A 20,198-nucleotide genomic window follows, 5' to 3' on the forward strand; every position below is an offset into this window, starting at 1 on the left:
CATTATTGATGATTAATTAATGCCCTTGGCTTTCGCCTCAGTCATCGTTTAGTTCCAATATCAGTCCAGTTTCTGGCTGTGTTTACACACTGCGCTGTAACAATTCTGTGGTTTATGCTTGAACATAACCAACCCTTTGTGGCTCAAACATTGGGCATATCCAGTATTTAAAATATGAGCGGTTAACGTGCAGACTCAATCAAATCTAATGGTTTTACCAACCCCATTACTAGCTCATTACGTTAACCAAATTTTTTATAGTCGCTAAGCAAACGCCTTGTATTCATCGAATGGTACATTGTCTTTAAGCACGTGATAACAGGCTCTTGCGAGCTTATGCGCAACCGTTTTAATTGCGATAACTTGGTTCGTTTTAGCCAGTTTTCGTTGATAATATTTTTTAACTGTTGGGTTATAACGAATGGCAAAGTTAGCAGCCTCAGTAAAGGCCCACGCTAAATAACGATTACCATTCTTCTGATTCGTCGCGCCTTTTTTCTTTCCATTACTGTACCTTGCCCCTTTAACACAGCGGCAATACGATGAGAAATTTCCTGGGCTATCAAAACGTTTAATAGTGCCTGTCTCTAACATAATGGTCAGTGCTAACGTATTCCCAATTCCATCTATACTGGTTAGGTTTATAAACTCAGGGGAGAGCGATGTTTGTTGTAATATAGCGCTCTCTATTGCATTGATTTGCTGTTGAGCACAGCGTATTAATGAGAGATTAGAAATGACCGACAGTGCTGTATTCGTTGAGCTGAAATCGGTGTGTACTTGCTCAACATTGACGCCTTTTCTGATAGCGGCCATTTGTTTGATTTTGTTGCTACTGAGCTTATAACCAAGATGACGCATGTAACAACTTTGCACCGATAATAAGTTTTTAGTGGACTGTTGAACAATGTCCATTCGTTTGCGCATTAAGTCGCGAACAGCCCTGAGCTCACGGGGGTAAATATAGCCTTCAGGCAGAATGTTTAAACGTAGCATTTCAGCTAGCCAACGTGCATCACTATGGTCGTCAGCATGTTTTAAGCCTGAATATTGTTGAATTGCAGCAGGGTTCGCTAAGTGTAGTTTAAATTCTGCATCCATTAATGCATCAACTAACCAATACCAATTAAATGTTGATTCGACAACAAGCCCTGTTAACTTGTCTTTATACGGGGCTAAAAAAGATAAAATGACAGAGATGTCATTATTTAAACGCTTGCAGCTAAGCGTTTCACCGTGTTCATTAATGATAGCAATAACACAATTATTTGAATGCAAGTCAATTCCACCATATAGTTTCATACTAAGTTCCTCGAGGTACAGTTTATGTTTTGGTCAACACAACTGTATCGAAAAACTCGAGGAGCTTTCTATATGATTATCAAATCTTGACTTCAGACATCAAGTTATTGGCCAACCAGTTTTTCTTATTTTAACTTTAGGCAAAAGCCAATACGTTGGGGGCGATTTTTGTAATTTACTTTTTAAAGTTGCTAGTTAGCTAGCAAGGTGAGCCTTATGAAAATAAGATTGGCTAACCGCTAACCGCTAACCGCTAACCGCTAACCGCTAACCGCTAACCGCTAACTATTAACCTTAACGCCTTCTTTGTATTAATAGCTATCCCAATATGGGGTGTCTCCGAAGTATTTGCTTGAAAAATCAACAAACGCGCGTACTTTACTCGGTAAAAATTGCCTGTTTGCATACACCATGTAAAGCCCCATAGGCTCGGGTTCAAGGTGTTGTAAAATACGTACTACTTTGCCTTGGGCTAATGCCTCTCCTGAAATAAAAGTAGGTTGCATGGCAATGCCGCCGCCTGCTATGGCTGCGTTTAGTAATATATCGCCATTGTTAGCCACTAAATTACTATTAAGTTTAAACTCACCTTTTAGCTGATCTACACCTGCAAGCATTTTTGTTGGCTCTGCGTTGGCGTAGCGCAAATAGTTATGTTGTTGCAGCTCTTGTAATGTAGTGGGTGTGCCGTGCTGTTTTAAATATGCAGGCGATGCAAATACTGCTAACTGTATAGGCGCTATTTTTTTAGCAATAAGGGATGAGTTTTTTAACACGCCTATACGCAGTGCTATATCAATGCCTTGCTCAACTATATCTATAAATTGGTCTGTTAGTTTTAAATCTAACTTTAAATTTGGGTACTGTTTTTGAAACTCAACCAGCAGTGGTGCTAAATGCCTTGTACCAAACGACATAGGCGCGCTAATACTTAATACGCCAGATACACTGGTGCTTAAATTATTAAGAGAGTTTTCCATATCATCAATATCAATAATAACTTGCTGGCAGCGCTTAAAATATTGAACACCCGCTTCGGTGGGGCTTACTTTACGTGTAGTGCGGTGCAGTAAACGAGTATGTAAATTATCTTCTAGGGCTGAAACATATTTACTAACTAACTGAGGAGAAATATCGAGCTTTTCGGCAGCTTTAGAAAACGAACCTTCTTGCACAACGGCTAAAAAGGTTTTCATAGTGGTGAGCTTGTCCATAATTAACAACAATTTGTTTTTAATATATAAATAAATAGCATATTTATCGTCAAAATAAAAACCAATATAGTGCTTAAACTCATTGTTAGTTAAGGTTTTTAGTATGACTCAGCCCGCATTATTTTTATCTCATGGCTCACCAATAATGGCTATAGAGCAATCGGCTACTGCTAATTTTATAGCGTCTTTGGGGCAGTCACTTAATACACCCACTGCTATTGTGGTTTTTTCAGCGCATTTTGATCAAGCAAGCAATATTAAAATTACCGCAGGGGCAGCGCCTAAAACTATTCACGACTTTTATAACTTTCCAGCTCAAATGTACAACATACATTATCGCGCTCCTGGTTCACCAAAACTTGCCAATACTATTGCTAATTATTTTAATAGCGAAGGGCTGAATGCGGTACTTGATAAAGAGCAAGGGTGGGATCACGGTGTGTGGATTCCATTACGTTTAATGTACCCACACGCTAATATTCCTATTGTGCAGGTGTCTATTAATACCCGCTTAGGCGCAAAAACTATGTATAAATATGGCCAGTTACTTGCTCCGCTTCGTGAGCAAAATATATTAATTATTGGCTCCGGCGGTATTAGCCATAACCTAGCTGAAATATTTAAAACCCCGGCTACCCCAAACCGAGTGCCCATGGTAAAAGCATTCACCCATTGGGTTGAACAAACGCTTTTAGCGCACGATATTCCTAAACTATTAAATTACTTAACCGAGGCGCCATTTGCCTTATTTAACCACCCTACACAAGAGCACTTTTTACCATTATTTGCTGCTATGGGTGCAGGGGGCAGCTATATTGAAAAGATTCATGAGCAAACCGAAATGGATATTTTAGCGCTTGATGCATATAAATTTTATTAATTTGAGCAAGTGTTCAAATTAAGTTAAGCTCGTAGCCACTAATCTATAAGTATTTTAAATTTTTGGGAGTAAACATGGCAACCACACTCGCATTTGACGTATACGGCACGCTTATAAATACCCATGGTGTGCTTACATTACTTAAAGATATGATTGGCGATAACGCACAAAACTTTTCAAATACATGGCGTGAAAAACAGTTGGAATATTCGTTTAGGCGCGCCTTAATGCAAAACTATGTTCCGTTTTCAGTTTGTACTAAACAGGCACTTGATTACGCGTGTTTAGCGCATAAAACTCAGCTTAGTGACGATCAAAAACAGCAATTGCTTGAGCAATATAAAACGTTACCCGCCTTCGACGATGTTAAAAAAGGGCTTGAGCAACTTAAAGCACAAAATTACCGATTGTTTGCGTTTTCTAATGGCGCGGCCGCTGCGGTAAATACCTTACTCGAAGCCGCTGGCATTAGTGAGCTTTTTGAAGGTGTTGTAAGCGCCGACGACATAAAAACTTTTAAGCCAAACCCGGGTGTTTACAGCTATTTTTTACGCGAGGCAAATTCAACGGGCGCAAATACGTGGCTTATTTCGAGTAACCCTTTTGATATAACCGGCGCTATTTCGCATGGTATGCGCGGTGCGTGGATAAAACGCTCAGAAGACTCTATTTTTGATCCATGGGAAATTCAACCAATTACCACAGCAACCGATTTAGTTGATTTAAAGACCAAATTGGTGAGCTAATTAACATTGCCTTTAATGCACTTATTGGTGCAAAGCCAAGGTTTTATTAAAAGGTTTTAGGGCGTTGCTGTTAACGCCCTTATTTTTAAGTATTTTTAAATACCCAACCTTCCCCTTTTTATGCATTTTATTCAAATTACACATAAACTCGACTTCCAAACTTTCAATATAAAACGTGTTTAGATTATTTCTAATGTAATTCTTTGTAATTAATTATCCATTTCTTAACCCGAAAAAAAACATAGAAGTAATCCATTTTCATTATTGTAAATAAAAATCATTACCATTAAGATCCTTGAACCCAAAATGAGTACCAAGGAGCGAAATATGTCACAATTACAAACTGCACAGCTCAGCCCTATCCAAAACCAAGCTTTATTTGAGAAAAATGGCCTTCCGCCGCAATTTAATCTTGATCAATTTATTAATTATCAAATAGCGTCGTTGCAGGGGCTTTCGGCTGTGCAACAAGCTATGGCAAAAGCGCAAAAGCCGTTTTCTGGCGTGGCGGTTAATACACTTGCCGCCACTGTTAATGATGTAGATTTAGCCAAGCCTCTTGCTGATTTTCCTGCTGTATTAAACGAGCTTAAAAGCGTGTATTTGGATCACGCTGTGTATTTTCATCACCCACGTTACATGGCGCATTTAAATTGTCCTGTTACGTACCCAGCGGTTGTGGCAGAGCACATAATTGGCGCAATCAATACCTCAGTAGACACCTGGGATCAAAGCGCAGGCGCGACTCTTATTGAACAAAAATTAATTGATTGGAGCTGTGAAAAAGCAAAGCTACCGAGCACTGCCGATGGCGTTTTTACAAGTGGTGGTACACAATCGAATTTAATGGCGATGCTTGTTGCACGCGAAGTAGCCGTGAGCCGTTATGCCCCTGAGCATCAAGTAAAACTACAAGGTTTGCCAAACGTTGCCTCGCGTTTTCGTATTTATTGCTCAGAGGTGGCGCATTTTAGTATTCAAAAGGCTGCGGCGTTATTGGGCTTAGGTTATAACGCAGTAGTCCCTGTGGCTACAAACAGCAAAATGCAAATGGATATGGACGCGCTTAACCATGCAATTGCAGATTCTAAAGCTAAGGGCGATTTACCTATAGCGGTGGTTGTTACCGCCGGTACGACCGATTTTGGCTCAATTGACCCTATTAAAGACATAGCAAAACTTGCTAAAAAAGAGCAGCTTTGGTGCCATGTAGATGGCGCATACGGCGGCGGATTATTAGTGAGTGAGCACCATCGCAGTGCCTTAAACGGTATAGAGCTCGTAGATTCAATTACTATTGATTACCATAAATCGTTTATGCAGCCGGTTAGCTGCAGTGCCTTTTTGTTAAGTGACAAACGCCACTTTAGCCATATTACACTCTACGCCGACTACCTAAACCCATTAGCGGAGGCCGGTAACGGCACACCAAATTTAGTTGATAAAAGCTTACAAACCACACGCCGTTTTGATGCCTTAAAACTTTGGTTAACATTGCGCACTATGGGGGACGCGCCACTTGGGCGAGCGTTTGATAAAGTAATTGGCCTTGCTCGTCAAACCCATATTGTGCTTAACGAGCACCCTGATTTCGACGTTATAAATTACCCAGAGCTTAGCGCGCTGGTATTTCGCTTTGCGCCAGAGGCGCTAAAACATAACCCCGATTTACTCGACACCCTAAACCTGCACGTACGGCAAACATTTTTAAAAACTGGTGATGCCATGATTGCGCGCACCAAAATTAACGGCCGTCACTACCTTAAATTTACGTTACTCAATGCGCAGTGCCAATTGAGCGATGTGCGCGCCGTGCTTGAGCAAATTAGCACTATTGCGTGGCAAACGTATAAGGAGCAACAATAATGAGCAACCAACCTTATGACTTTATAGGCATTGGCCTTGGCCCGTTTAATTTATCGTTAGCGTGTTTAAGTGAACCACTAGAAGGCGTTAAAAGCCTATTTTTAGAGCAGCGTAGCCAATTTGATTGGCACCCAGGCATGATGCTAGAAGGTGTTACCTTGCAAACGCCGTTTATGTCTGACTTGGTGACCCTTGCCGATCCTACTAGCCAGTACAGTTTTTTAAATTATGCCAAGCTTAATAATCGGTTATACCCATTTTATATTCGTGAGAGCTTTTTTTTACTGCGTAAAGAATACAACCTCTATTGCCAATGGGTGTGCTCGCAGTTGAGTAACGTAAGCTTTGAGCAAAGTGTAACTAAGGTTGAGTTTTGCCAGCAAACTCAGTGCTATACCGTTACCTGTAATACCCCAGGCGGTGAGCAACAATATGTTACGCGCCACTTAGTGCTTGGCACCGGCCCTGCCCCATATATTCCTGATTGTGCAGTGAAAAGTAATTCTAATAACGTAATGCACAGTAGCGACTTTTGCCACCGCCTTGATGAGCTAAAATCCGCTAAACGCGTAACGGTTGTAGGAGCTGGACAAAGTGCTGCTGAGATTTATCACACCCTATTACAACAAGCCGTGCCACAAGGTTTGCAACTAGATTGGATAGCTCGCTCGCCGCGTTATTTTCCGCTGGAGTACACCAAACTCACCCTTGAGATGACCTCACCTGAATATGTTGATTACTTTTATAATTTAAAAACAGAGCAACGAGATTGGCTTAATCAAAATCAAAAAAACCTATTTAAAGGCATTAATGGCGATTTAATTAACGACATTTTTGACACCCTTTACGCGCAAAGCCTAGATGGGCCCATTTCTACCACATTTAAAACTAACAGCAAGCTTACTAATACACGTAAAAGTGCTGGTCGCTTAGTCACTGAGTTTTATCATCAAGAGCTAAATGAAGCCTTTGAAATAAAAACCGATTACTTAATTTGTGCCACGGGCTTTAAATACAAGCGCCCTGCTTTTTTAAACCCCATTGCGCAGCAGCTCCCAGAAGATGAACAAGGCCGCTATTTAGTTAGCCGCGAGTATGCGGTAGATAGCGACCAAAAACGTATATTTGTACAAAATGCAGAGCAGCACACCCATGGTTTTGTAACCCCCGATTTAGGCATGGCGTGTTATCGCAACAGTATAATTTTGCGCGAAATACTCGGTTATGCGCCGTATCAGGTTGAGCAAAAAATTGCTTTTCAGTGTTTTGATTTAAGCGATGTAGAAACCCATTCACAGCAAAAGAGTAACGCCGCATGAGTTTACGTTTAGCACTTATTTTGCTTACGGTTATTTCGGTGGTGTGCGACACCTTATTACTGCCGTTTTATCCGCAATTTTTTGCCAGCGAATTTTCTGTAAGTAACCCCACACTAATTGGGGTGTTTGTAGCTAACTGTTGTATTACCGTTATGCTCGCGCTGCCCCTGTGGGCAAAGGTTGCCAAAAAATACCACGAACTGGCTCTTTGGCTTGTAACGCAAGTGATTGCCGCCTGCTTTGGTTTGCTTTGTTATTTTGCAACTAATGTGTGGGAATTTTGGTTTTATTATCAGCTTATGTTGGTGCTTAAAGCCAGTTACCTGCTTATTTACCCGTTTGCACTGCGTTTAGAGCAGCAAAGTAAGCACCTTTCTATTATTGGCTTGTTTTCGGTACTTATGCACTTTGGCGCTATTGGTGGCGCATTAGTTGGCGGGCACTTTTTTAGCTTAAACGAACCGCGTTATGCACTGTTATTAAGTGCGGCGGGAGATGTAGTACAAGTGCTGCTATGTGGCTATTTAATGCTGAGCTTAAAGCTAGGTATTTATCAGCAAGCGATTGAAAGCGAAAAACCGCGCACTCGCACACCTTACTTTATTTGGCAATTTTGTTTTATAAGCGTGGTTGTTTACTTTAGCGCCTTTTTAATTAGGCCATTTTTTACGACCCATTGGCAAGGAATGAGCGCGCAAAGCAGTGCGTTTCAAAGTGCGCTTGTGTACGCCATTCCTGCTTTTTCAGCCCTACTAATGCTTTTGTTTAACCACTTTAGGCAGCACTTACCTGTTCCTACGCTTAGCCGCACCAGCACATTATTGTGCGCGCTTATTTTTGGCGCTATTGGGCTTTATTTACAGGCGCAAGAGTCAGTGTGGTTAGTTGTCAGCTCTCGCGTTTTATACGGTATAGCGCTGTTTCAAGTAATGGTTTTATTAGAGGTTATGTTATTTGCCAAAAGTGAGCCTGCTCACTACGGCAGTGATTTTGCCAAAGTGCATGTTGCGCAAAATATTGGCGTTATTTTAGCGTCGTTATTGGTGGGTATGAGTGTGGAATATTTTAATACAACCGTGCCTTTTTACTTTGCAGCTATTGGCTTTGCAAGCCTTGGCGCTATTTTGCTATGGCGGGTTAAATTTGTTGGCCGCACTGCACACACAGCCACTTAATAATTAAAAAGATTTAGGAGTTTTTATGTATTTTTCATCTTTTGTAACCACGTTACAACACACAGGTAATGTAACTATGCGGTTACTACAGCAAAGCGACATGCCTATTATTTGCCAGTGGCTTACTCTACCTTATGCGCATTTTTGGGGTATGAGTAAACACACACCCGAGCAAATGTGCAACGCCTTCCAAGATATAATTAACAACCCACATCATCATGCGTATGTTATTGAACAAAATAATGAGCTGCTTGCCCTTGTTGAGCTTTACAGCCCAAAGCACGACAAGCTACTCGCAGCCGCCTATGAGGTAATGCCAAACGATACGGGCATGCATATTTTACTTGCCCCAAATACAAAGTCTAAACGCCATTTTAGTTTTGAAATAATGCAGTGCGTATTGCACAGTATTTTTACCCATAACGATAATGCGCGGGTAGTGGTAGAGCCCGATACTGCCAATAGTAAAATTCATACCTTAAATAAGCGTTTAGGCTTTGTGCATACTAAGCAAATAACCCTGGGTGATAAAAACGCATACCTTGGATTTTGTAATAAAGCCGCGTTTGAAACGCATGTTGATTTACATTACAAATCGCAAACGCCAATAAACACCGACTATGTAAAGTTTGATCACTGGCAGTGGGCAAACAGGCACTTACAAAGTAAAGCCATTAGCGAGTTTGTACACGAGCGCTTATTGGTTGCTGAGCAAACCCCACACGGTTTTAAAGTCAATATTGAAGGGGGTTACTTTATATTTAATGGCCGCGCTATGGCGCTTAACCACATAGATATAGACGAGCCAAGCTTATGTTTTTATAACCTTAACAATGAGCAAGTAGCGCTTGATGTACTGCACTTTTTTAGTGTGCAAGGCCCTGCGCTGGGTTTAACTGGCGAGCGTTTAGCCACCTACCTCGAAGAGCTTAATGCCACACTTGCCAGTGCCTGTTATAAACGTGAAAACAACACGCTTAGCGCAGCCGAACTTGCGAAATTAGGGCTGCAACAAATAGAGGCTGCAATGAGCGAAGGCCACCCTGCGTTTGTGGCTAATAATGGCCGAATTGGTTTTAGCAAAAGCGACTTTTTACGCTATGCGCCAGAAGTGGGCAAACCGTTTAAAGTGCTGTGGTTAGCGGCGCACAAAACAGTATGTGATTTTGCTTATAGTGAATACTTTAGCGATTATCCGAGCCATATTAGTGGCGAGCTTGATTTAATCACTCGTGATGCGTTTAACAAAGCGCTAAAAGCGCAAAATCTTAACCCCGACGACTACGTATTTATGCCGGCCCATCCGTGGCAGTACCAGCATAAATTAAGTGTGGTGTTTGCCAACGAGTTAGCCAATAACCGCTTAGTGTATTTAGGTGAAGGCGACGATTTATATCAAGCGCAGCAATCTATTCGTACGTTATATAACTGCTCGCACCCGCATAAACCTTATTTAAAAGTGGCGCTGTCTATTTTAAATATGGGCTTTATGCGCGGGCTTTCGCGCGCTTATATGGCGGTTACTCCGGCCATAAATGATTGGGTGTTTAATAAAGTAAACCACGACCCAACACTTAGCGCGTGTAGCTTTACAGCACTTAGAGAGTACGCCACTTTAGGGTATGCGCATCACACCTTTGAGCAAAGTGCACTCGGTGATACGCCGTATCGTAAAATGTTTGCGTGTTTATGGCGCGAAAACCCAAACCATAATTTACAAAATAATGAACAGCTAACCACCATGGCCGCATTGCTGCACCTAGATAACAAGGGTAAAAGTATGGCAGGTGCATTAATAGATCAAAGCGGTTTAAGCACACATGCTTGGCTGCAAAGCTATTTTAGCGCCTACCTTATTCCCTTAGTGCATTGTTTTTATGCCCATAAATTAGTGTTTATGCCCCACGGCGAAAACCTCATTTTAAAGCTTAAAAATTCAGTCCCTGTGGGCGCCTACATGAAAGACATAGGCGAAGAAGTCGCGCTGCTTAATAGCACTGAGTCTTTACCTGAGGAAGTTTCGCGTATTCATATTGCTATGCCAAAAGAGCTTGAGTTACTGAGCATATTTACCGATGTATTTGACTGCTTTTTTAGATACCTAGTGGCTATTTTAGTAAGAGAAGAGCGCATTACCGAGCACGACTTTTGGCACGGCGTTGCGCAAAGTGTAAACGCGTATCAACAAGCCAACCCTGCCTTAAATGCGCGTTTTAAAGAGTATGACTTTTTTAGTGATGAATTTGCACACTCTTGCTTAAACCGCTTACAGCTAGGCAATAATAAGCAAATGGTTGATTTAACCGACCCCGCAGGCAGCTTACAGTTTGCCGGGAGTTTATATAACCCGGTATCGGCAAAGCTGTATGGCTAAGCCTCACACCCTTTCACACTTTCTATTTTGCCCAAATGAGCCGGTTGATGCGGCTCATCCAAGCTTAGATTTAGTGCTCAAATTAGCGGTTCATTGCAAGGCGCATTACCCCCATCCGCCTACGCAATTTATTAGCCGGCATTTATATTTGCAGCTTTGTTGGCAAGCTATTTATGCCTATTGTTATTGGCATACGTGCAAACACAACGCGCATGATCCAATGCAGTTACAGTTAAAAATAAGCGGCGCGTATAGCCGAGGGTTTACCCTTACAGGCGTGCCTTTATTAAGTCAAGCTGAGCAAAATAATGCACTTGTTGAATTTGTAAGCTGTGTAGGAAAGTGGATAAATACCAAGTATGCGCTGGGTACAAAAGAGCAAGGCCGGTTGTTAATCGACACGCTTAACAGCGCATTTGAGCGCGCTCATAGCTTAAATTTAGCAAGTGCTGAGCACATTACACATTGCCATCAACAGCTACACAATTTAATCAGTAATCACTTTAATTTACACACCCCATTTAAATTAACGCCTAAGCGCTTAACGTGCTGTCGTTATTATTTAGCAGGTTATAACAAATGCCAAACCTGCCCAAAAAAGGATATTAAAACCAATGAACACACGTCTTAAAACGATTGACCTTGCCCGAGGTGCGAGCGTTTTTATTATGATTTTAGTCCACACTTTATGGATGTACTCGAGCACAACGCTTCAAAGTGAGAGCCTATTTGGCGCTGTTATTCATATACTTGGCAAAGGCACAGCCTCGTTTTTGGTGGCAATGGGGCTATCTATGGCCCTTTCGCGCAGGCAAACACCCCTGCTGTTAATTAAGCGCGGCATACAGCTTTTACTACTTGCCTATTTAATGAATGCGGCAAAGTTTTGGTTACCCATTGAGATATTTAATACCATGCCTGAGGCATTTATAAATGCGTATGGCTGGCAAAGCCCGCTCAGTGCTGGGCAGTTACAATTTATGGTGCTAACGGGTGATATTTTACAACTTGCCGGGGTTAGCTTATTGCTGTTTGGTGCGCTTAATATTGCCCGTTGGAAAACCGCATGGATTGCTTTTTTAGCCGTTGCTATTGCACTTGTAAGCCAGTTTGTAAGGGGCCAGCAGTTTGCGCTTTCGCCTTATATTAGCGATTTGTTTTTTGCTAATAACTACCAAGTATATTTTCCGGTATTTCCGTGGATAAGCGCTATATTAACCGGCTACGTGCTTGGGCGTTTATACATAAATAGCAAGCATAATGCTGCGTACTTATATAGTGTGTGCGCAAAGTTAGGTGCTGCATTATTAATTATTGGTACTGCTTGGCTTATTGCTGATTTTAAGGGACAGTTTGGCAACTTTTTTCATTTAAATGGCGGCGGTATTATTTATTTAATCGGTTTAAATTTATTTGGATTAGCGGTAATAGAGTATGTGTTTGCTAATAAATTCAACGGCCCTATTACCCGCGCTCTTTTGTATGCGAGCAAACATGTAACTGCTTTGTATGTTATTCAATGGGTGCTAATTTGCTGGCTTATGGGCGTGTTTGGTTATCATACTCAGTCACTATGTCCAACACTGTGCTTAATGGGCCTTATGGGTTTACTAACCTTTGCAGTGCACAAAGTGTATTTGCAAACTAAGCAAAACATACTCGCAATTAAGCAAAAGCCTAAGCGCACAGCTTAAGTTGTAAAGGGGCTTTACGGCTGCAATAAAAGCACCCTAGTTCGCTTTTATTGCTTCAATTACTGTATTCATGCGCTTTGCCATTGGCCTATTACGATGGTGACACACATAAATATTTTCGCTAATCGGATTAGCTAAGTGGTGCGTTTTAATTAGCGCAGGTTTATTAAATGCGCTAACGGCATGCGCAGGTAAAACCGTAAAACCTAGCCCTAAACTTACCGGCTCCAGTATTAAACTTATCTGGTTAGAAAACCCCGTGCGTTTAATTTGATCAACATGTTCAAACTCACTGTAGTTTTCGCTTAGTAGGAGCTGTGCGTGGTGTTTTGCATCGGGGTGGCCAATAAAGCCAAGCTCACATAAGACCCCCCACGTTGGGTTTTTAATATGTGCGGGGGTGACAAGTAATAAGGCTTCTTTACCAATTTTGTGGCTGGTAACTTCGCTAAGCGTCGGAGCTTGAGTTAAAAAGCCTATGTCGGCACTGTGGTTTGCCACAGCTTGCTCTACACTTGTATTGGGTGCAAAGCGATAATCAATATTAAGCTCGGTATGCTTTGCCTGCAGCGCTAATAATTGGCTATAAAATTGTAGCCCACAACTACCAGGCGATTGTATTTTTACCAAGCCGCTGTAAGGCGAATCATCTTTTAATTGTTGTTCTAAAAATTGCCATTCCTTTAATAACAAGCTGCCTTGTTGATACAAGTTTTGCCCATGTACGGTAAGGGTAAATTGTTTGCCGTGGCGCTCTAATAGCGCGCAGTTTACTTGCTGCTCTAGCTTTTTAATGTGCTGACTTACGCCCGATTGGGTCATAAAAAGACGCTCGGCGGTTTGGGTAAAATGATTTACCTCAACCAAAGTACAAAACGTGTTTAACCATGTTGGATTTATCATTACAAAACGTACTCAAAATGATGATTAATGATAATTTTACTTAATATTGTTCAATTCGTAAACTAACTCCATCAACTATTCACAAGATAAGTCACAAGTTAAAGAGGAAGTATTATGAGTCATACATATCCACGTAGTTTTTCGCACATTGGTATTTCGGTTCCCGACGTTGAAAAAGCAGTCGAGTTTTACACTAAGGTTATGGGTTGGTACACAATAATGAAACCGACTTTAATTACCGAAGACAAAAGCCCAATTGGCGAAATGTGTACAGAAGTATTTGGCGAAAAGTGGGAAAAATTCAAAATAGCGCACCTATCTACAGGGGATCGTATTGGTGTCGAAATTTTCGAATTTAAAAACCAAGAAAACCCTAAAGACAACTTTGAATACTGGAAAACCGGTATCTTTCATTTCTGTGTACAAGACCCAGATGTTGAAGGCTTAGCGGATCGTATTGTTGCTGCAGGTGGTAAAAAACGTATGCCAGAGCCACGTTATTACTACCCTGGCGAAAAGCCGTACCGCATGATCTACATGGAAGACCCGTTTGGTAACATCCTTGAGATTTACAGCCACAGCTACGAGCTTATTTACAGCGCAGGCGCTTACTAAACTTAGCTCATTTAAAAAAGCTTAGCTACAAACAAAGGCCGCAGTATTTATTACTGTGGCCTTTTTGTTTTTAAATGGTATGCAGATTATTAATTGGGCTCATCTATAGGTAGGATAAAAAACCAACCTCTTCATTTGTTGATTATAGGTACATACACTGATAGCTTACTCATTCTACAAATTTGTACAAAAGGAAAAACATGAAACTGTCATTGGAAGACATCACCGCTGATAACTACGAAGCCATATGCGATTTAGAGGTTGCTAAAACACAAGAAGAATACGTAGCATGTAATATGTGGTCGTTAGTTGAGGCGCACTATAATAGCGGGTATACCTGTAAAGCGATTTACTTAAATAGTACACCTGTTGGCTTTTTTATGTGGGTACAAGAAACCCCTACAAAGGTTTCTATTTGGCGCTTTATGGTTGATCAAACCCATCAAAATAAAGGCATTGGGCGCAAAGCACTATCCATGGCTATTGAAGAGATTAAAACAACTTCTAAGCTTGAACAAATCGAGATTTGTTATAACCCGCAAAACCCTGTTGCTAAAGATTTTTATTCAAGCTTTGGGTTTGAAGAAGTTGGCCTCGATGAGGATGACGACGATATGTTAGCGATTATTAAGCTATAATTTTAATTATTAAAAAGGGATTTTTATGAAGCATCTTATTACTGGTTTAGTTGTACTTTGCCTTGTTAGCAATACATTGCACACGTTTCATATAGCCATTCTTAGTTAAAACCTGAGAGCCCGATGGGTAACTATTAATAAGAAGAGCGCCACTTTCCAGATGCCATGTTGATACGGGCATACCGACTAAGCTATATAACTTTTCAATTTCAAAATCTGAGTTTATGAAATGAATATCACCATAATTCCACGATAAATGAGCTAAGCCTGATGTGACAACTAAACCGAAAGGCATTTCAAAAATATCTTCTACATTCATACGTTTGATGAGTGTGATCTTATCGTTTTCATCGATTAAAAGTAACTCACCTCCGAATTCACCATTATTACTACCTGTGATGCTCTTTTTCCCCAAGTGTATAACTACATGTGGTTGTATTATTTGGTGCTCAATAGCCGTTTGTTCATCGGAGTAAGGTGAGCTTCTAGGAAAAGACTTTTTGTACTTACCTGTCGCTCTATCCAAAAGTTCAAGCTTCCATATTCTTGGCTTTGAATCATTTTGTGTAGATTCCAGAAACTCTTTTACGCCAACCTCTGTAACCTCACTTTTAACAGTACCTTTTAATACTGTTTTATTAAGATATTTAGTAGGTTCATAAGAGTCACAATTTATCTTTTCGAATACATTAGGAAATGAATTGAAAGATAATATGAGTGCAATAATGGTAAGGTATTTCAAGAGACATCCTTGTTATTGCTAACAGTTTTATTAGAAGACACTTTCCCTATTTTAGCGCGAAGACATCCTAATGTTGTGAGCTCATATTAATAACAAATACTATAAGTTATTACCATATATATTATGCTCTCAGTAGCTTATATAAACATGTAAAAAAGAGGAAAGTTTCCTCTTATTATTACTAAACAAATGATGACTCAACTGAATGACTATAATTCGCTCATAACAGCCTGTCATGCCGTTATGACTATCAGTCGAAACGCTAACTTCAAGTATCAACCACTACACGTCACGCTACAATATTTTTTTAAATACTGCTCACGTCTATATTTGCAACGTGTGTATCAAGCTAGGTGGATGTGAGTGGGCCATTTACCTAGTCTTTAATATCAGCTTTTGGCATAGCGACTTGTGCGCCAGTAAGCCAAGTAATGCAGCTTGGCTTACTGGGGTTGATGCGTCGCGTATTTGTGTTATTGGCGCTGATGCGAGCAGTGCCCGATAACGCTTGCTCCTGCCAAATGGTGTGTTGTGTATGGCAATATTTAGCAGTGGCTGTCATTGTATATAGGGTTATTTATAAATTAATTAACTGCAAAATCGCTAGTTTCTAAATAGCTTGGGGCGCTTTTAAAACAGGTCTTCAGCTTACTGGCAAGCGCTATTGTTACCGGTGCATTACATTTTAACTTGCCATTATATTTCCCGTTAGTTAGTGCTACTAAACTGAGTGAGTCATAATTTGGTTTACTTTGTATTTTATGAATTACCACTCCCTGCTCTGCTGTAACCTTTATTAAATCAAACTCTTCTTTTTCAGGTTGTGTTATAGCGAGCCTTCTTACATATAACGGATTTTTAAAGGTCAGCTTTGTCGAAAACAAAGCCGTACCTCCGCGCTCAAAATGGCCATTAAACACTGTAGTATTTAAAGTGGGTGTCAGCTTATTTATTAATAAATTCAAATCAAATTTGGTTGGTAAAATAGTGATCTGAGTTTGTTTTTTTAGTGACTCGTTCAGTGCTTTTTTGATTATTTTAAGATGGGTGTCATTGGTAGTTACTTCGTACACTATTTGGTAGTCGTGTGGAGGGGCGTATAAAGGCATGTGGCTAGCCAGTACTTTATCGCCGGCTAATATAAGCGCCATGACATGAAAGCCCACATAGCTGTAGGCTTTATGTGTGTTGTGTGCCTTGTGCTGAGGGTCGCTTGCTAGTGCTACGCTTGAAAATAAAATAAAAATTAGCAGTATGTGCTTCATGGTTAATGCTCAAAAATAAATATAGCGTTACTATAAGCTGGTTTTTATGTATAAATAATCGATAATAAGTTGTTAGTTGTTTCCTTTTAATCAATACGGTTTGGCGCTATGCATATAGATGACATTGAAAAAGTAATTCATATGGCGAGTTCGCAAAACCTGCATACAACCGCTAAGCATTTTAATATTACCCCAGGGGCGCTTTCTAAAACGCTAAAAAAGGTTGAGGCAAACTTAGCCACGGAGCTGTTTAACCGTGTGGGTAAAACCTTAGTACTTAATGATAAAGGCAAAGAGTTTGTTAGGCACAGTAGCGATTTAGTTCATAATTACCAGCAGCTTACTAGCCGCTTTAAAAGCGATAATCATAAATTTAATGCGGTTATTGCAGGCCCAGCTATTTTACTTAAAAGTGGCCTTAAAAAGCTGCTTACACCTCTTAGCCAACTGCCCTGCTCGGTGCGTATTAATAATGTATTTGAAGGTGAAGCCATAAGCCAAGTTGCATCTGGCTCGGCGCATATTGCGCTAGTAACTCGCGAGGCACTAAATAATAGCTCACATACTAATTTAGTTGCGGTTGATGTATTTAATACTGGGTTTAGTGTGGCAGCGCATGCTTCGCATCAGCTAGTACAACAAGGTGCATTAACGCTTGGTAAAAACCAACTACTGCATACGGCTTTTGCATGCCCTTTGTTTTCGCCGTTATGCGGCTTAGAGCAAGGTATAGGCTCCGACGGCTGGCAAGATCACATGGCCCCGCGCAATATTGTATTTAGATGTAGTGACTATAGTGCATTAATAGAGGTGGTACAAAGTGGCTTGGCGTTAGCGTATTTACCTAACTTTGTAATTGACGATTTAGGGCTTACAAAATTAACTGTAAAGGGGGTTAACAGTGACTGCAGTGAAAGCATTGTAATGATATATAAGCCATCAAAGGCCGATGGTTGGCTTAATAAACTTATGCACGCTTTATAAAATGAGGCCTAATAAATAAAGCGCTTTAGCCACTACACTAAAGCGCTTTAGGATGAAAACTACATTACAAAATAAGTAAGGTGGTTAAAAATAGTAATTCGCAATAATACTTCATCACTTTGCGGGCTAAAGGTGGCGCTACTTGCGTTAAAAATTTTCATTTACGACTGCAGGATGCAGAAGGTACAGCAATGCAGGAGCAATTGCCTAGAACAATTAAATAGTAAATTTTTTAGCTAGCTATCAACACATTTTTTTAGCATCAAAGTAGGTCACGTAATTAAGCGAAAATATACAACTACAATTAACCGACAACACAACAAATAAATTATGTTATATTGTAACAAAATAATAGCATAACAAATTAATAAGCAATACTCTTTTTTATTCCTGCAAACGGCTAATTATTACACTGGCGACTCTGGTGGCATCACGTTAGTATGGTGATCTACTTATAGTTACATAACGATAAAAACATGACTTTAAAAACAAACGCTTTGATTTACTTTTTAGCCTTTTGCAGTGGCTTTTGCATTATGGGGATTGAACTTTTAGGAGGGCGTATTTTAGCGCCTTACTTTGGCAGTAGTGTACATATTTGGGGCAGTATTATTACTGTATTTATGCTTAGTTTGTCGTTTGGCTATTTGCTTGGCGGTAAGCTGAGTACAAAAAATGCGTCGCTAACAAAATACGGATTAATATTTTTAGTGGCGAGTATTATGGTTGTGCCTATTACATTGTTTGCTGAGCCTATAATGGAATTTATTTTTACTCATATTGAAGACAGCCGTTATGGCTCTTTACTCGCCTCTACGGCTTTATTTTTTATTCCAACCATTATTTTAGGCATGATTTCGCCTTACTCAGTAAGGTTATTGGTTACCGACAGCGAAAAAAGCGGCCAAGTTGCGGGTATTTTATATTTTGTAAGCACGCTGGGTAGTGCCTTAGGAACTATTATTACTTCGTTTTATTTTGTACTCGCGTTTGATGTAAACACCATTATTAGCGCCTTTGCTTTAACGCTTGGCTCACTTGGCGTACTTGCTATTGTTGTTAATAGCTTTGCTGGTAATAAGGAGTTGGCACATGCTTAAATATTTATTGTTAGCTGCTTGCGTCTTTTCGGGTGCAGCAATGAGCGAGGTCATTCATGAAGAACGCTCTTTGTATCGAAATATAATTGTTGATGAAACTCGCGACTTACGTTGCCTAAAATTTAACACTAAAAGTAGCCAAACAAGTCAAAGTTGCATGTACAAAAACGACCCCGACAAGCTCGTATTTAACTACACCAAGCTTACTTTTGCGAGCTTGTTAGTAACCGAAAATCCTAAAAACGTGTTAATTATTGGGCTTGGCGGGGGCACGCTTTCTAATGTTATTCATGAACTTTACCCTGGCGCTAAAATTCATAATGTTGAAATAGATCCGGCAGTATTAAAAGTAGCCCGCGATTACTTTAATTTTATAGAAACCGATAACGTGACATCAAGCGTGCAAGACGGCCGTATATTTATAAAACGCGCGGCTATTAAAAAGCAAAAGTACGATTGGATCATTCTTGATGCATTCAATGGCGATTACATTCCTGAGCATTTGCTTACCAAAGAGTTTTTTGAAGAAGTACAAAGCGTACTGGCTGATGGGGGCGTGATTGCTGCTAATACGTTTTCGAGCAGCAAGTTATACGAGCATGAGTCGGCAACGTACCACAGCGTATTTGGCGATTTCATTAATGTAAGCCGCGCTAATCGAAGCAACCGTATTATTTTAGCGGGCATTAAAACTATGCCAACACAGGCGCAACTTAACGAACGTGCTAAAGCGCTTGAGTCAAAGCTTAAAAAATATGATGTAGATATAAACGCCATAAGCAATTACATTCAGTACACAAAAAACAGTCAAGATTGGCCTAAAAATACCAAAATACTGACCGATCAATACTCCCCTGCTAACCTACTTAACTTTTAATATGCAATGCGCTTAACCATTGTGTTGTTAGGCGCAGCCATTTAGGTTTTTTGTTAAAACTTAATATTACCGCGCAGTGCTTTTGTTTGGCCATGTTTGGTTTTTTTATCCATGCGTTTACGCTGCGAGTTACGGCTTGGCTTGGTTGCGCGGCGGGCTTTGTTAACCTTTGTTGCGCTTAATATGAGATCTTTTAAACGTTTTAACGCGTCTTCGCGGTTGAGCTCTTGAGTACGGTGGCTTTGTGCTTTAATGATGAGAACCCCCTCTTTGGTGATCCTCGAATCGTTTAAAGCAAGTAAACGTTCTTTGTAAAAGTCAGGTAATTTAGAGCGATTAATATCAAAACGTAAATGAATGGCGCTGGCTACTTTGTTAACGTTTTGGCCACCGGCACCCTGAGAACGAATAGCGGTGAGCTCTAATTCCCACTCATCAATAGTGACTGTATTTGAAATTGTTAACATTGCGTTCAGTTTCCGTTGTTAAAAATGCATTGTACCA

The 20,198-nt window shown here is 40.4% G+C and carries 20 protein-coding genes; 13 read left to right on the plus strand and 7 right to left on the minus strand.

Annotation, left to right across the window (positions count from 1 at the left end; translation table 11 throughout):
- Positions 1-264: 264 nt before the first annotated feature.
- Positions 265-1,302, minus strand: a complete 1,038-nt coding sequence (locus ATS76_RS18445) for an IS110 family transposase (RefSeq protein WP_058553256.1) — start codon at positions 1,300-1,302, stop codon at positions 265-267.
- Positions 1,303-1,613: 311 nt separating this feature from the next.
- Positions 1,614-2,516, minus strand: a complete 903-nt coding sequence (locus ATS76_RS18450) for a LysR family transcriptional regulator (RefSeq protein ID WP_058553257.1) — start codon at positions 2,514-2,516, stop codon at positions 1,614-1,616.
- A 103-nt stretch (positions 2,517-2,619) separates the two neighbouring features.
- Here ATS76_RS18450 and ATS76_RS18455 point away from each other — a divergent pair, with 103 nt between their 5' ends.
- From ATS76_RS18455 to ATS76_RS18490, 8 genes are all read left to right on the plus strand, one after another.
- Positions 2,620-3,396 carry a DODA-type extradiol aromatic ring-opening family dioxygenase gene (locus tag ATS76_RS18455; protein ID WP_058405368.1) on the plus strand — a complete coding sequence of 259 codons (777 nt, stop codon included), beginning with the start codon at positions 2,620-2,622 and terminating at the stop codon, positions 3,394-3,396.
- Between the two features lie 74 nt (positions 3,397-3,470).
- Complete coding sequence (locus ATS76_RS18460; protein WP_058553258.1) at positions 3,471-4,142, plus strand: haloacid dehalogenase type II; 672 nt, start codon at positions 3,471-3,473, stop codon at positions 4,140-4,142.
- A gap of 327 nt (positions 4,143-4,469) precedes the next feature.
- Positions 4,470-6,008: a pyridoxal phosphate-dependent decarboxylase family protein gene (locus ATS76_RS18465; RefSeq protein WP_058553259.1), complete on the plus strand. Its 1,539-nt coding sequence runs from the start codon at positions 4,470-4,472 to the stop codon at positions 6,006-6,008.
- Positions 6,008-7,327 carry a lysine N(6)-hydroxylase/L-ornithine N(5)-oxygenase family protein gene (locus ATS76_RS18470; RefSeq protein ID WP_058553260.1) on the plus strand — a complete coding sequence of 440 codons (1,320 nt, stop codon included), beginning with the start codon at positions 6,008-6,010 and terminating at the stop codon, positions 7,325-7,327. Before ATS76_RS18465 ends, ATS76_RS18470 begins: the two co-directional genes overlap by 1 nt.
- Positions 7,324-8,502: an MFS transporter gene (locus ATS76_RS18475; protein ID WP_058553261.1), complete on the plus strand. Its 1,179-nt coding sequence runs from the start codon at positions 7,324-7,326 to the stop codon at positions 8,500-8,502. Before ATS76_RS18470 ends, ATS76_RS18475 begins: the two co-directional genes overlap by 4 nt.
- Positions 8,503-8,527: 25 nt before the next feature.
- Complete coding sequence (locus tag ATS76_RS18480) at positions 8,528-10,876, plus strand: GNAT family N-acetyltransferase (protein WP_058553262.1); 2,349 nt, start codon at positions 8,528-8,530, stop codon at positions 10,874-10,876.
- Entirely contained in the window at positions 10,869-11,507 is a 639-nt protein-coding gene (locus ATS76_RS18485; protein WP_058553263.1) for a hypothetical protein, read from the plus strand. The genes ATS76_RS18480 and ATS76_RS18485 overlap by 8 nt, the downstream gene beginning before the upstream one ends.
- On the plus strand, positions 11,491-12,570 hold the full coding sequence (locus tag ATS76_RS18490) for a heparan-alpha-glucosaminide N-acetyltransferase domain-containing protein (protein WP_058553264.1): 1,080 nt from the start codon (positions 11,491-11,493) through the stop codon (positions 12,568-12,570). Before ATS76_RS18485 ends, ATS76_RS18490 begins: the two co-directional genes overlap by 17 nt.
- 36 nt (positions 12,571-12,606) lie before the next feature.
- On the opposite strand, the gene ATS76_RS18495 is transcribed toward ATS76_RS18490, so the two are convergent.
- A complete protein-coding gene (locus tag ATS76_RS18495) occupies positions 12,607-13,473 on the minus strand; it encodes a LysR family transcriptional regulator (protein ID WP_058553265.1) in 867 nt (288 codons plus the stop codon).
- A gap of 114 nt (positions 13,474-13,587) precedes the next feature.
- Between ATS76_RS18495 and ATS76_RS18500 the strand changes: the two genes are divergently transcribed.
- Entirely contained in the window at positions 13,588-14,088 is a 501-nt protein-coding gene (locus ATS76_RS18500) for a lactoylglutathione lyase family protein (protein WP_058553266.1), read from the plus strand.
- Positions 14,089-14,288: 200 nt separating this feature from the next.
- On the plus strand, positions 14,289-14,726 hold the full coding sequence (locus ATS76_RS18505) for a GNAT family N-acetyltransferase (RefSeq protein WP_058553267.1): 438 nt from the start codon (positions 14,289-14,291) through the stop codon (positions 14,724-14,726).
- A 46-nt stretch (positions 14,727-14,772) separates the two neighbouring features.
- Here the strand turns inward: ATS76_RS18505 and ATS76_RS18510 are convergent, their stop codons facing one another.
- From ATS76_RS18510 to ATS76_RS18520, 3 genes are all read right to left on the minus strand, one after another.
- Positions 14,773-15,468 (minus strand): hypothetical protein, encoded by a 696-nt coding sequence (locus tag ATS76_RS18510; protein ID WP_058553268.1) that lies wholly within the window; start codon positions 15,466-15,468, stop codon positions 14,773-14,775.
- Between the two features lie 376 nt (positions 15,469-15,844).
- On the minus strand, positions 15,845-16,030 hold the full coding sequence (locus ATS76_RS18515; protein ID WP_058553269.1) for a hypothetical protein: 186 nt from the start codon (positions 16,028-16,030) through the stop codon (positions 15,845-15,847).
- 22 nt (positions 16,031-16,052) lie between these two features.
- Positions 16,053-16,733: a hypothetical protein gene (locus ATS76_RS18520; RefSeq protein WP_058553270.1), complete on the minus strand. Its 681-nt coding sequence runs from the start codon at positions 16,731-16,733 to the stop codon at positions 16,053-16,055.
- Between the two features lie 108 nt (positions 16,734-16,841).
- On the opposite strand from ATS76_RS18520, the gene ATS76_RS18525 reads away from it, so the two are divergent.
- The 3 genes from ATS76_RS18525 to ATS76_RS18535 all read left to right on the plus strand — a co-directional run bounded on the left by ATS76_RS18525 (position 16,842) and on the right by ATS76_RS18535 (position 19,694).
- Positions 16,842-17,717: a LysR family transcriptional regulator gene (locus tag ATS76_RS18525; protein WP_058553271.1), complete on the plus strand. Its 876-nt coding sequence runs from the start codon at positions 16,842-16,844 to the stop codon at positions 17,715-17,717.
- 476 nt (positions 17,718-18,193) lie between these two features.
- On the plus strand, positions 18,194-18,817 hold the full coding sequence (locus ATS76_RS18530; protein ID WP_058553272.1) for a fused MFS/spermidine synthase: 624 nt from the start codon (positions 18,194-18,196) through the stop codon (positions 18,815-18,817).
- Entirely contained in the window at positions 18,810-19,694 is an 885-nt protein-coding gene (locus ATS76_RS18535) for a spermidine synthase (RefSeq protein WP_058553273.1), read from the plus strand. Before ATS76_RS18530 ends, ATS76_RS18535 begins: the two co-directional genes overlap by 8 nt.
- Positions 19,695-19,747: 53 nt before the next feature.
- Here ATS76_RS18535 and arfB read toward each other — a convergent pair whose 3' ends face one another.
- A complete protein-coding gene (gene arfB / locus ATS76_RS18540) occupies positions 19,748-20,161 on the minus strand; it encodes an alternative ribosome rescue aminoacyl-tRNA hydrolase ArfB (RefSeq protein ID WP_006793276.1) in 414 nt (137 codons plus the stop codon).
- Positions 20,162-20,198 lie beyond the last annotated feature (37 nt).

It is taken from the genome of Pseudoalteromonas sp. 10-33 (genome assembly GCF_001469195.1).
Classification (GTDB): Bacteria; Pseudomonadota; Gammaproteobacteria; order Enterobacterales; family Alteromonadaceae; genus Pseudoalteromonas.

Bases quoted from the DNA above. Each gene is read 5' to 3' on its own strand.
- ATS76_RS18445 (WP_058553256.1), bottom strand. From the start codon at position 1,302: ATGAAACTATATGGTGGAATTGACTTGCATTCAAATAATTGTGTTATT.
- ATS76_RS18450 (WP_058553257.1), bottom strand. From the start codon at position 2,516: ATGGACAAGCTCACCACTATGAAAACCTTTTTAGCCGTTGTGCAAGAA.
- ATS76_RS18455 (WP_058405368.1), top strand. From the start codon at position 2,620: ATGACTCAGCCCGCATTATTTTTATCTCATGGCTCACCAATAATGGCT.
- ATS76_RS18460 (WP_058553258.1), top strand. From the start codon at position 3,471: ATGGCAACCACACTCGCATTTGACGTATACGGCACGCTTATAAATACC.
- ATS76_RS18465 (WP_058553259.1), top strand. From the start codon at position 4,470: ATGTCACAATTACAAACTGCACAGCTCAGCCCTATCCAAAACCAAGCT.
- ATS76_RS18470 (WP_058553260.1), top strand. From the start codon at position 6,008: ATGAGCAACCAACCTTATGACTTTATAGGCATTGGCCTTGGCCCGTTT.
- ATS76_RS18475 (WP_058553261.1), top strand. From the start codon at position 7,324: ATGAGTTTACGTTTAGCACTTATTTTGCTTACGGTTATTTCGGTGGTG.
- ATS76_RS18480 (WP_058553262.1), top strand. From the start codon at position 8,528: ATGTATTTTTCATCTTTTGTAACCACGTTACAACACACAGGTAATGTA.
- ATS76_RS18485 (WP_058553263.1), top strand. From the start codon at position 10,869: ATGGCTAAGCCTCACACCCTTTCACACTTTCTATTTTGCCCAAATGAG.
- ATS76_RS18490 (WP_058553264.1), top strand. From the start codon at position 11,491: ATGAACACACGTCTTAAAACGATTGACCTTGCCCGAGGTGCGAGCGTT.
- ATS76_RS18495 (WP_058553265.1), bottom strand. From the start codon at position 13,473: ATGATAAATCCAACATGGTTAAACACGTTTTGTACTTTGGTTGAGGTA.
- ATS76_RS18500 (WP_058553266.1), top strand. From the start codon at position 13,588: ATGAGTCATACATATCCACGTAGTTTTTCGCACATTGGTATTTCGGTT.
- ATS76_RS18505 (WP_058553267.1), top strand. From the start codon at position 14,289: ATGAAACTGTCATTGGAAGACATCACCGCTGATAACTACGAAGCCATA.
- ATS76_RS18515 (WP_058553269.1), bottom strand. From the start codon at position 16,030: ATGACAGCCACTGCTAAATATTGCCATACACAACACACCATTTGGCAG.
- ATS76_RS18520 (WP_058553270.1), bottom strand. From the start codon at position 16,733: ATGAAGCACATACTGCTAATTTTTATTTTATTTTCAAGCGTAGCACTA.
- ATS76_RS18525 (WP_058553271.1), top strand. From the start codon at position 16,842: ATGCATATAGATGACATTGAAAAAGTAATTCATATGGCGAGTTCGCAA.
- ATS76_RS18530 (WP_058553272.1), top strand. From the start codon at position 18,194: ATGACTTTAAAAACAAACGCTTTGATTTACTTTTTAGCCTTTTGCAGT.
- ATS76_RS18535 (WP_058553273.1), top strand. From the start codon at position 18,810: ATGCTTAAATATTTATTGTTAGCTGCTTGCGTCTTTTCGGGTGCAGCA.
- arfB (WP_006793276.1), bottom strand. From the start codon at position 20,161: ATGTTAACAATTTCAAATACAGTCACTATTGATGAGTGGGAATTAGAG.